The organism is Planctomycetia bacterium (assembly GCA_015075745.1).
In the GTDB taxonomy this organism is placed as follows: domain Bacteria; phylum Planctomycetota; class Phycisphaerae; order UBA1845; family UTPLA1; genus UTPLA1.
The window spans coordinates 1,352,357-1,362,862 of sequence record JABTTW010000001.1 but is presented as its reverse complement, the minus strand read 5'-3'; the positions used below and the strand labels follow the sequence as shown (position 1 = coordinate 1,362,862).

9 protein-coding genes are annotated in these 10,506 nt (G+C 61.9%); 5 read left to right on the top strand and 4 right to left on the bottom strand.

All coding sequences use genetic code 11. From position 1 onward, the window contains the following. Positions 1–147 precede the first annotated feature (147 nt). Positions 148–1,689, top strand: a complete 1,542-nt coding sequence (locus tag HS101_05360) for a transglutaminase domain-containing protein (GenBank protein MBE7505700.1) — start codon at positions 148–150, stop codon at positions 1,687–1,689. Positions 1,690–2,863: 1,174 nt separating this feature from the next. Beyond that, positions 2,864–3,781 carry a DMT family transporter gene (locus HS101_05355; GenBank protein MBE7505699.1) on the top strand — a complete coding sequence of 306 codons (918 nt, stop codon included), beginning with the start codon at positions 2,864–2,866 and terminating at the stop codon, positions 3,779–3,781. A 17-nt stretch (positions 3,782–3,798) separates the two neighbouring features. On the opposite strand, the gene rfbB is transcribed toward HS101_05355, so the two are convergent. Both rfbB and HS101_05345 read right to left on the bottom strand, forming a co-directional pair. Further along, positions 3,799–4,803 carry a dTDP-glucose 4,6-dehydratase gene (rfbB, locus tag HS101_05350; protein ID MBE7505698.1) on the bottom strand — a complete coding sequence of 335 codons (1,005 nt, stop codon included), beginning with the start codon at positions 4,801–4,803 and terminating at the stop codon, positions 3,799–3,801. A 29-nt stretch (positions 4,804–4,832) separates the two neighbouring features. Next, on the bottom strand, positions 4,833–5,552 hold the full coding sequence (locus HS101_05345) for an NTP transferase domain-containing protein (protein MBE7505697.1): 720 nt from the start codon (positions 5,550–5,552) through the stop codon (positions 4,833–4,835). A 204-nt stretch (positions 5,553–5,756) separates the two neighbouring features. On the opposite strand from HS101_05345, the gene HS101_05340 reads away from it, so the two are divergent. Both HS101_05340 and HS101_05335 read left to right on the top strand, forming a co-directional pair. Then, positions 5,757–6,800 carry a complex I NDUFA9 subunit family protein gene (locus tag HS101_05340; protein ID MBE7505696.1) on the top strand — a complete coding sequence of 348 codons (1,044 nt, stop codon included), beginning with the start codon at positions 5,757–5,759 and terminating at the stop codon, positions 6,798–6,800. 26 nt (positions 6,801–6,826) lie between these two features. Next, a complete protein-coding gene (locus HS101_05335) occupies positions 6,827–7,297 on the top strand; it encodes a hypothetical protein (GenBank protein ID MBE7505695.1) in 471 nt (156 codons plus the stop codon). 1 nt (position 7,298) lies between these two features. Here the strand turns inward: HS101_05335 and HS101_05330 are convergent, their stop codons facing one another. Beyond that, complete coding sequence (locus HS101_05330) at positions 7,299–8,099, bottom strand: lipoate--protein ligase family protein (GenBank protein MBE7505694.1); 801 nt, start codon at positions 8,097–8,099, stop codon at positions 7,299–7,301. Between the two features lie 74 nt (positions 8,100–8,173). Next, positions 8,174–8,317, bottom strand: a complete 144-nt coding sequence (locus tag HS101_05325; GenBank protein MBE7505693.1) for a hypothetical protein — start codon at positions 8,315–8,317, stop codon at positions 8,174–8,176. 337 nt (positions 8,318–8,654) lie between these two features. Between HS101_05325 and dauA the strand changes: the two genes are divergently transcribed. After that, positions 8,655–10,433 carry a C4-dicarboxylic acid transporter DauA gene (gene dauA / locus HS101_05320; protein MBE7505692.1) on the top strand — a complete coding sequence of 593 codons (1,779 nt, stop codon included), beginning with the start codon at positions 8,655–8,657 and terminating at the stop codon, positions 10,431–10,433. The last annotated feature ends 73 nt before the right edge of the window (positions 10,434–10,506 follow it).

The window sequence follows — 10,506 nt, the reverse complement described above, 5'->3', positions numbered from 1 at the left end:
CAACACAAGGTGCAAGTGGGAAAACGCGGCGTGTCGCGGTCGTTTGACCATACGAGTAGCATGGTAGCCAGCCGGTTCGTCCGGTCAACCCTGTGTGAAAACGACGATGGCCGGTCTGGAAAAGCGCCGGACGCTTGAGGAGACAACATGATTGGTGATGCCGCCCCATTCCAGACGCCTGGCCTGTTTCGCTCTTTGCTTGTCATTGGGCTATTCACCTCGCCCCTCTTCGCTGGCCCTGAGAAACAAGCCGTCCCGACCTCCATCGAAGCGGATGAGTGGTATTCCGTCCGCCTGCAGGACGCCAAGTGCGGCTACATGCACTCGGCGCTGGAGCGTGTCGGTGACGAGGTGCATACGACAACGCGGATGGTCCTGGAAATCGCCCGCGATGCCGCCCGGGTGAAGATCTCCATGAACCAGTCCTACCGCGAGACGCTCGACGGCAAGCCGCTGGCCTTCAACTACACCATGACGATGGGCAATATCCCGGTGACCTATGAAGGGAAAATCAAGGATGGCAAGGTCACGCTCCTCAGTGAGCAGTCCGGCGCGAAGCGCGAGTCGGTGTACGACTTCGACCCCGAGGTCAGATTCGCCTGGGGCCAGCTTCTCGAGCAGCGGAAGCGCGGGCTCAAGCCGGGGACCCAGTTCACCGTGAAGACCTACGAGCCGAGCATGAAGGTGGACGGCGCCCTGGAGATGACGATCAAGGTTCACGGCAAGGAGACCGTCGACGTGCTGGGCAAGAAGCAGACCCTCCATCGCCTCACTTCCACGCTCAACATGGGCACGCCGATCGACACGGAGAGCTGGGTGGATGATGACGCCACGCCGATCGTCTCAGTGGTCAACATGGGCATCATGCAGGTGAAGATGTATCGCACCACGCGCGAGGAGGCGCTGGAAGGCGGGCAGGCCCCGGAGATGTTCGTCAACACCTTTGTCAAGGTGGCTCGCAAGGTGCCTTCGGCTGCGCGCTCGGCGACGTTTCGCCTGCGCATGGCGCAGGACGGCAAGGCGCGGCTGCCGGACATTCCGAACACCTCCATGCAGACCTTCAAGCGGATGACGGCGTACGAAGGCGAGCTGACCGTTCGCCGGATTGACTGGGACGCCCTGAGAAAAATCAAAACCGCCTCATCCATCGGCGACGATCTTCAGCAGTTCACCATCGCCTCGACGACGCTCAACATCGACGATCGGCGCATCAAGCGACTGGCCCGACAGGCGACCAAGTCGGCGAAGACCCCGGCCGAAAAGGCCGACGCCCTGCGCAAGTTCGTCACCGACTATGTGACCGACAAGAGTCTCGATGTCGGCTTCGCAACGGCTTCGGAGGTGGCGCGGAATCGCTGCGGCGACTGCACCGAGCATGGCGTTTTGCTCGCGGCGCTGGCCCGTGCGGCGGGAATGCCCGCGCGAGGCGTCAGCGGTTTGGTGCAGGTTCCCAGTGGTCCGCTCGGAGCCGACGACCTCAAGGCATTCGGTTTTCACATGTGGGCGCAGGTGAATATTGATGGCCGGTGGGTTGATATTGACGCGGCGATGCGTCAGACCGACTGCGATCCCACGCACATTGCCCTGGCCCTCATGCCGCTCAATGACGAGGGCATGATGGATTCCCTGATGTCCATTCTGCCGCTGTTGGGGAGGCTGGAAATCGACGTGGTGGACATTCAGAAATAGCCGCGCCGCCCTGACCGTCGGCGCCCGGATGGAACCGCTGAAAAAATCATCTTGCCGCACTTGCCTTTACCGGTCCACGGGGAAGAATTGAAACGGAAGGAACAGGACGACGCCGCGGATCGCCGGGCATTGAGTTGAATCAAGGCCCACGGAAGTGAAAACGGCGATTCGGTAGTCGGCGGCTGGGCTTGTCCAGGGCCGATCGGCCTTGTGGTCGAGCAGTCAGGCGGCGTTTATTCAGACGCCGCCGTGGAAGCGCGGAACTCGCACTTCAGCATGCTTCCCGGAAAATCCAGCAGCGCCTCGGGCTGAGACATCAGACCGGCGGCGCAACAAAGTTAATCCAGTGGGTAAAGAAGCACGCGTTAGACGGCGGGGCCTTTCCGTCGCCGCGATTCCGCGAGCGTCATCGTCGCGGGAACGCCCTGCCCTCGCGCGTTCTTGCCCAGGAAGCTGCGGCCGTCCGCACGATCGGCGGCGCGCGAAGTCGTTCGAGCCGAGCGCTCGACACATCATGCAAAGCTGCGAGATGAAGATGATCGCCAAAGTGTATCAATCAGGGGGAAGGGGGAGGAAGATGGAAGTGACGCACCAGAAGCTCTGTGTGGCTCATGCTTCTATCCTCCGAACGGGTGGTCGCGGGACGTCTAAATGCCGCGCTGTTGGCATCGGCGATGGGGAGTGGGACGATGCGCAACGCGCGGTCGGCGCCTCGCGACGCCCGACTTGTGGGTCAAGAATGAAGAGGGGACTGGCCCGTGAGCAACTGTGCCTTTGCCGGGCGCCCGGCAACGGCGACACAAATTGTGATGGGGGAATCGCAAGTGCGAGAGGTAGAGTGCGGGGCGCCATGACTAAGCGTGATCGGCAAAAAGAGAACCCGTTGAGCGGTCGGCGCGCGAGCAATCGCGCCCTTGGTTGTCCGGCGCCTCAGCGATTCTTGTGAGGGGTTTGGGCCGATCACGATAACGCGGAAGCCGCGCCAGAGTTGGGGAGAGGCTGTGCGGCCATCTGCGATAAGGCCGTGGTGGGACGCGGGAGTCCACCACGGCCGCTCTATTTTTTACGCCGCGCCCGCTTCTCGATGGGTGCCGCTGGCGGCGCACCCGGCGCCGACCGACAATCCGCCCAAGTCGAAGAGGTAGGTTCGACTTTCCATCGCGGAGCCCTTGATTTGAAAAGCGGCCAGAAAAATAGCCCGTCCGTGGTGCCGGTGATTCTCGCCGTGGGGATGGTCTCCATTTCCTCCGCGGCGATTCTCGTGCGTTTTTGCGATGACGCCCCGGCTGCGGTCACGGCGGCCGCGAGGCTCTTCATCGCGACGCTGGTCCTCGTGCCGCTGCTTGCCGTGATGCGCGGCCCGAGAATCCTTCGGATTCCCCGTCACCTCATCGGCCCCGTTCTGCTCGGCGGAATGTTCCTGGCCGCGCATTTTTATTTCTGGATGACATCGCTGTGGCATACGTCGGTGATGAGTTCCGTGGTCATCGTCACCACGAACCCGATCTTCGTGGGAATCGGCTCTCTGTTCTTCTTCAAGGAGAAGATGCACCGCAACCTCATGTTCGGCATCCTTCTTGCGGGGATCGGCGGCCTAACCATCAACTTCGCCGGCGGCGCAGAGGGAAGTATCACGGACAGCAGCTACGGCAACCTGCTCGCCCTGTGCGGCGCCTGGACCGCATCGGGCTATCTGCTCGTCGGGCGTCGCGTGCGGCGGGAGCTGGACAATCTCTCGTATATGCTCGCCGTCTACGGGATTGCCGGGCTGATCCTGCTTGGCTTTTGCGCGCTGAAGGGATACTCCGCCTTTGGTTACCGCCCGGCGACCTACGGCTGGTTTGTCCTGCTCGCCGTCGTGCCGCAGCTCTTGGGGCACGGCTCGCTGAATTACGCCCTGCAGCATGTCTCCGCGACGATGGTGGCGGTCTGCATTCTCGCGGAGCCGATCGGCGCAAGCATCCTGGCGATGATCTTCCTGAAGGAGACGCCCGGCGGTTTGCAGGTCGTGGGCGGTCTCATCATTCTCGCGGGGATTTATCTCGCGTCGAGACGGCCTGTCGGCGGGCAGCCGGCGGAGATCATCGACTGAAGATGTTGGGGGCCGTGTTATCTTCCGGCGTACATCTCTTCGTAATAGTTCTTGTAAGCGCCAGAGGTGATGTGATCGAGCCACGGTTGGTTTGAGAGATACCAGTCGATGGTGCGGCCGAGGCCGGTGTCGAATTCAAACGTCGGCTCCCATCCCAGTTCGCGCTTGCTGCGCGACGCATCGATGGCATATCGAAAATCGTGGCCGGGGCGGTCTTTGACGAAGGAGATCAGGCTCTCCGGCTTGCCCATATGCCGCAGGATCGCCTTGACGACCTCCAAATTCGTCCGCTCGCTGTTGCCGCCGACGTTATAAACCCGCCCGGCGGCGCCCCTGGTCAGTGCCATCCAGATGGCCCGACAGTGGTCTTCGACGTAGAGCCAGTCGCGAACGTTTGAGCCGTCGCCGTAGACCGGCAGCGGCTTACCCTGGCGGGCATTGTTGATCATCAGCGGGATCATCTTCTCGGGGAATTGATAGGGCCCGTAGTTGTTCGAGCAGCGCGTCGTGATGACCGGCAGGCCGTAGGTATGACCGAACGCGGCAACGAGATGATCCGCCGCGGCCTTACTGGCGCTGTAGGGCGAATGCGGGTCGAGCGGCGTCTCTTCCGTGAAGAGGCCGGTCGGGCCGAGGGAGCCATAGACTTCGTCGGTGCCGACCTGAAGGAACCTCAGATTGCCGCACTGGCGAGCGGCCTGAAGCAGGCTCAATGTGCCGTTGACGTTGGTCTCGACGAATTCCGCCGGGCCGGTGATGGAACGATCGACGTGGCTTTCGGCCGCGAAATGAACGATGCAGTCCACGCCGTGCTCGCGGCAGGTCTCGACGCAGGACTGAGCGCGCCGAATGTCCCCGTGAACAAACGTGTAACGCGGGTCCTCGGCGATCTCCGCGAGGTTTTCCAAATTACCGGCGTATGTGAGGCAATCAAGATTAACGACGCGCACCCCCAGGTGATTCGCCAGGACATAACGCACAAAGTTCGAGCCGATGAAGCCGGCGCCGCCGGTGACGAGCAAGGCCTTCGGCGAGAATTCGGTTTGTGAAGTCACTTGTTTTCGCCCTGTCGCAGGAGTTCGGTCACGGTCGCGAGCGACTCAAAAGTTCCGGCGTCGCTCCACCAGCCGCGGAAGAAGCCGTGGCTCAGCGTGCCGCGGGAAAGGTAGGCATTGTTCACGTCGGTGATCTCAAGCTCGCCCCGGCCCGAAGGCTTGAGCGTCTTGATGATGTCGAAGACCTCCCCGTCATAGAAATAAATGCCCGTGACGGCGTGGTTGCTCTTGGGCTGTTTGGGCTTCTCGACGATGCGGGTAATGCGGCCGTTTTCGATCTCCGCCACGCCGAATCGATGAGGGTCCGGCACTTCCTTCAGCAGCAGGCGCGCGCCCTTACCCTGCTTGGAGAACTGCCCGACCTCGTCGCTGAGGCTGTCCTCGAAGATATTGTCGCCCAGGATGACCGCCATCAGCGAACCGCCGCAGAAATTCTCCGCCAGGCCCAGGGCCTGTGCGATGCCGCCCGCCTCATCCTGAACCTTGTAGGTAAACCGCGCGCCGAAGTCCTTGCCCGATCCGAGCAGGCCGACGACGTCCCCCATGTGCTCCACGCCGGTGACGACGAGAATCTCCTCGATGCCGGCGCCGCGCAGCTTCTCCACCGGGTGAAAAATCATGGGCTTGCGGCCCACGGGGAGGAGGTGCTTGTTGGTCACCTTGGTCAGCGGCAGAAGACGTGAGCCGGTTCCGCCCGCCAGAATGACGCCTTTCATACGCAACCCTTTCCGTGCGGGTACTGCATCGTGCCACCTGTGAGCCCGACCAACGAGGATGAGGTATTCTACCGGCTCGGCGGGGTGAGTCCATATTGGGTTGGATCTTCGGGCGCGAGGGTTACAGCCGGAATGAAAGTTTTGCGGGATTCGGCCGGATGGCTATGATCGGACGGTCAACCGGGAATTCAGCGAGCGAGCACCATGAGCACGGAAGCACAAGAGACTCCCAAGAGCCCGTCAACAGAGGCAGCGCAGCCGGAACCGAGCGGATTTCTGACGCGCGTCATGGTCACCGGGGCGACGGGATTCGTCGGCCGTTACGTCATACGGGAAATGGTCGCGCGCGGCCATAAGCCGGTGTGCCTGGTTCGGAATCGGGATCGGTTTCTTGCGCAATCCCGACAACTGGAGGCGGATCGGTTCGAGGCGGTGGGCGGCGATCTGTTCGATCCGGCGGGGCTCGCACAGTCGCTGGAAGGCGCGGAGGCGTGCGTCCACATCGTGGGGATCATCTTCGAGTATCCGCTACGCGGACAGACGTTCGAGCGCGTTCACGTCGAAGGGACCCACAACGTCGTCGAAGCCTGCAAGGCCGCGGGCGTTCGGCGCATCGTGCACATGTCCGCGCTGGGGTCGCGGATCAACGCCCCCAGCCGCTATCACCAGACCAAGTGGCAAGCCGAGGGCATCGTCAAGGACAGCGGGCTCGACTGGACCATCTTTCGGCCGAGCATTATCCACGGGCCCGACGGCGAGTTCATGCGGCTGATGAAGTCGTTTGTCGCCGACACCACGGTGACTTCGCTGGGGTTCATTCCGACGCCGTTGCCGGTGATCCCCTACTTCGGCGATGGGCAGAACCGGCTTCAACCGGTGTCGGTCAAGGACGTGGCCCACTGCTTCGCCGCGGCACTGTCGAAACCTGAAACGATCGGAAAGATCTACGAACTCGGCGGACCTGAAAAGATCAGTTGGAAAGAGCTGTATCGCATCTGCCGGGAGACGATTCCCGGCGCAAAGATGTGGAAGCCGTTGATCAGCCAGCCGGTCTGGGCGGCAAAGTTACTCGCGGCCACGGTCATGAAGCTCCCGATACTGCCCGGCTACATGCGATTCAACACGGCACAGGTGCAGATGTCCCAGGAGGACTCGGTGTGCGACATCGCTCCGGTGGAGCGGGATTTTGATATCAAGCTGAGAGATTTCCGGCGGGACCTTGCTTCCTACGCGAACTTGATCATGTGACGGGCCTTGCGCCCCGGAGGTGTCCAATGGCAGATATCAACTGGATAAGCCTCGTCCTTCGATTTGCGCACATCCTCGGGGCGATCATCGCCGTCGGCGGCGCCATCTTCGCGGGCTTCGTGGTGTTCCCCGCCGCCCATGTCGTCCCGGAAGAGTCGCGAGCGCACTTCAACGAAATGATCCGCAAAGGTTTCGCCAGGCTGGTGATGATCGCCATCGCCCTGCTGCTGGTGTCCGGCTTCTACAACTACCTGACGGTCGAACTGCCGCAGCACAAGGGGCAGGCGATCTACAACGTGACGATGGGCATCAAGATTCTGCTCGCCTTCGCCGTCTTTTTCTTCGCCAGCGCCCTGACCGGAAAGTCTACGGCCTTCGAGGGCCTGCGCAAAAAGCGCAAACGCTGGCTGACGTTGAACATCCTCCTCGCCCTGGCGGTTATTGCCCTCGGCGCGTTCCTGCGGGCCGTTCCCGATATCGCAATGGCGGCGAATTAGCCTATCGCGTACGTCGCAAAGTCCAATCGTCGCTCGCGTAGACCCTCGTGAATTGGCGGGTGGATTCCAACTCGTCGTCCTTCCACTCGCTGGACACGAATTCCATCTCAAGCGCCTTGCCAAACGAGACAGCCAGTCGCGACACCGACTGATCGTATCCAATCGCCCCGGCAGGGCCCGACCAGGTGCACACTTTCTGCTGGGCATACCGGCTGTCGAGCATGATCGAGCCGTGCTGAAGGATCGCCGTCCTGGTGCGGCGCTGTGCAGACCCCGCGATCTTCGAGACGCCCGCCGGCCCATGCGGATCATCGACGACGACATCGAGATCGTGACGGCGCTCAAAGCAAAAAAAGGGCCCGCGCTGCGATGATCCCGAGATTTCCGAAAGCGGGGCGTCGCACGAGTCGTTCTTTGTCCCCAGCATACGTGTCCCATGTCCGATCGTGCGAATGATCGCCTCGTGCGCCAGGCGATAGAGTGAATTGGGTCTTCCGGCGACGAGCGGATGAGTGATCGGAATGACGAGCGAATAAGTCACTTCGAGATCGTGCAGAATGGCTCCGCCGCCGGTCGTGCGGCGAACGACAGACAGATCCCTCGCCGGCTGCTCCAGTGTTTCAAGATCGGCGAATTCCTGAAAGTAGCCAAGCGAGATCGTCGGTTCATGCCATCCATAAAAGCGCAGCACCACCGGATGATCCGGTCGCGTACACGCCGTGAGCAGGGCCTCGTCACGAGCCATGTTCTCCGCGCCGCCGGGATAGGGCGCGCGGTCCACAATCAGTCGGGCATTTTCCACATGGGCATGTTAGCAGGTTCAGGCCCCGCGCACCGGGCGGCGCGACAGGAAGCGATCACCGCCCCAGACGGCCATCACTCAACGTTCGGCCAGGGCTTTCGACGGGGCCGCATCACGAAAAATGCGGCGACAGCGCCGAGGACGACGCTGAACGGGACGGCCGAGAAGCCGAACAAAATCACCGAGACAACGGCGGCGCCGCAAAGTGCGATGGACATGTTGATTTCCCCCCTCGAACTGATGAGAGACTGGGCAAGCGCCGTGCCGCCGGTCAAACGGCGTGGCGTCCGGTGATGAGTCCGCTAAGAACGGGTCATGAACAGTGCGGGCTTTGGCGAATCCATCCCGGGTCCGTTTCCACGTCCGATCGCGTGATATCAGGGGATTGATGTTGCTTTTGGAAGTGAGTCGTGTTGATTTGCTGCAACGCGGTAAAGCATCGGAGATGCGGGACAGCAGGGTGCGCTGGACTGGACGCGTGGCGAAGCGGTGGTATCGTTTCGGACGTTTCGTGCCAAAAACGCGAAAACAAGGCCTCGAAGGAAGGCCGCACCCATGCCTGAACAACATCGCACCGCACTTGCAGCACTCGCGCCGTCGACAACCACCTTTGCCAGTGCGATTCGCAGAACATTTAGGGTGGGCTACAGCCTGCGAGATTTGCGCGGCGACGTCCTGGCCGGGATCGTGGTTGCCGTTGTCGCGCTGCCGCTTTCCATGGCGCTGGCGATCGCATCCGGAGTTCCGCCGCAGCACGGTATCTACACCGCGATCGTGGCAGGCGCCCTCACCGCGCTGTTGGGAGGTTCATCGGTTCAGGTAACCGGTCCGACGGCGGCATTCGTCGTCGTGCTGGCGCCGATCTCAGCCAAGTTCGGCCTCGGCGGGCTGCTGCTGGCGACGATCATGGCCGGCGGGCTGCTGGTCGCGGCCGGGCTGGCGAAGTTCGGACGGCTCATCGAATTCATCCCCTACCCCGTCACGACCGGCTTCACCAGCGGAATTGCGGTCGTGATCGCCACACTGCAGATTAAGGATTTCTTCGGACTGAACATCGCCGAAATGCCGGAGAGCTACATCGGGAAAGTGCAGGCCATCGTGGCCGCGGCGCCGACGTTTCACATTCCGGATGTGGCGATCGGCCTGGGGTCGCTGGGTGTTCTCTTCCTGCTTCCCAAGTTCACGAAGGTTATTCCTTCACCGCTTATCGCACTGCCGGCGGCGGGGATCATTGCCTACTTGATGGGCCTTGATGTAGCGACGATTAACTCGCGGTTCACCATCACGCTGGGCGGTGTCACACATCACGGCATTCCGCAGCTTCCGCCGATGCCCATGCTCCCGTGGGCGGTGCCGGGACCCGACGGGCAGCAACTCGTCCTTTCGGTCGATCTGATTCGCAGTCTCATCGGTTCGGCCTTTGCTATCGCCATGCTGGGGGCGATTGAGTCGCTCTTGTCAGCCGTCGTTTCCGACGGCATGACCGGCCTGCGCCACGATCCCGACGCGGAGCTGATCGGACAGGGCGTCGGAAACATCGTCGCGCCCTTTTTCGGCGGATTCGCCGCGACGGGGGCGATTGCCCGAACCGCGATGAATATTCGCTGCGGGGCGCGTTCGCCGTTCGCGGCTGTCAGCCACGCCCTGTTTATCCTCGCGGCGGTTTTGCTGGTGGCGCCCTTGCTTGGATACCTGCCGATGGCATCGATGGCGGCGCTGCTGCTCATGGTCGCCTGGAACATGAGCGAATTAAAGCACTTCTTTTACGTATTGCGGACGGGTCCGCGCGGCGACGTGTTTGTGCTTCTGGTGTGTTTCCTGCTGACGGTGATCTTCGACATGGTGGTGTCCGTATCGGTGGGCGTCGTACTCGCGGCGATCCTGTTCATGCGCCGCATGGCTGATGTTTCCAGTGTGAATCTCGTCGCCGCATCGAGCGAGCAGGCGGAGATTCATCTGCCGCCAAGTGCGATTGTCTATCAAATCGGTGGGCCGCTCTTCTTCGGCGCGGCCCAGAAGGCGATGAGTGCACTCCGGACCGTGCAGCGGGGGATTGGGACGGTCATCCTCGATCTGACCGCCGTGCCGATCATCGACGCAACGGGTCTGGTGAACCTGGAATCCTCCATCGAACGCCTGAGAAAGAGCGAGATTTACGTCATCATCGCCGGGGTGCAGCCGGAACCGCTCAGGGCGATCGCCAGGGCCGGATGGGAAAAGCAGCATCGCGCCTGGCTGACGGTTCGAAGATCGTTAAGCGACGCGACGGCCCTCGCCTGGGCGCGGCATTCGGAATTTCAGCCAAGTCCTGCAGACAAACCGGACGGTCAATAAACGCCCTCACAGCCATCCCCAATATCGGTCCACGCCGCCGGAACTCGGATTTTCCTCCCGTGAAGCCGGATAA

Bases quoted from the DNA above. Each gene is read 5' to 3' on its own strand.
- HS101_05360 (MBE7505700.1), top strand. From the start codon at position 148: ATGATTGGTGATGCCGCCCCATTCCAGACGCCTGGCCTGTTTCGCTCT.
- HS101_05345 (MBE7505697.1), bottom strand. From the start codon at position 5,552: ATGAAAGGCGTCATTCTGGCGGGCGGAACCGGCTCACGTCTTCTGCCG.
- HS101_05340 (MBE7505696.1), top strand. From the start codon at position 5,757: ATGAGCACGGAAGCACAAGAGACTCCCAAGAGCCCGTCAACAGAGGCA.
- HS101_05335 (MBE7505695.1), top strand. From the start codon at position 6,827: ATGGCAGATATCAACTGGATAAGCCTCGTCCTTCGATTTGCGCACATC.
- HS101_05325 (MBE7505693.1), bottom strand. From the start codon at position 8,317: ATGTCCATCGCACTTTGCGGCGCCGCCGTTGTCTCGGTGATTTTGTTC.
- dauA (MBE7505692.1), top strand. From the start codon at position 8,655: ATGCCTGAACAACATCGCACCGCACTTGCAGCACTCGCGCCGTCGACA.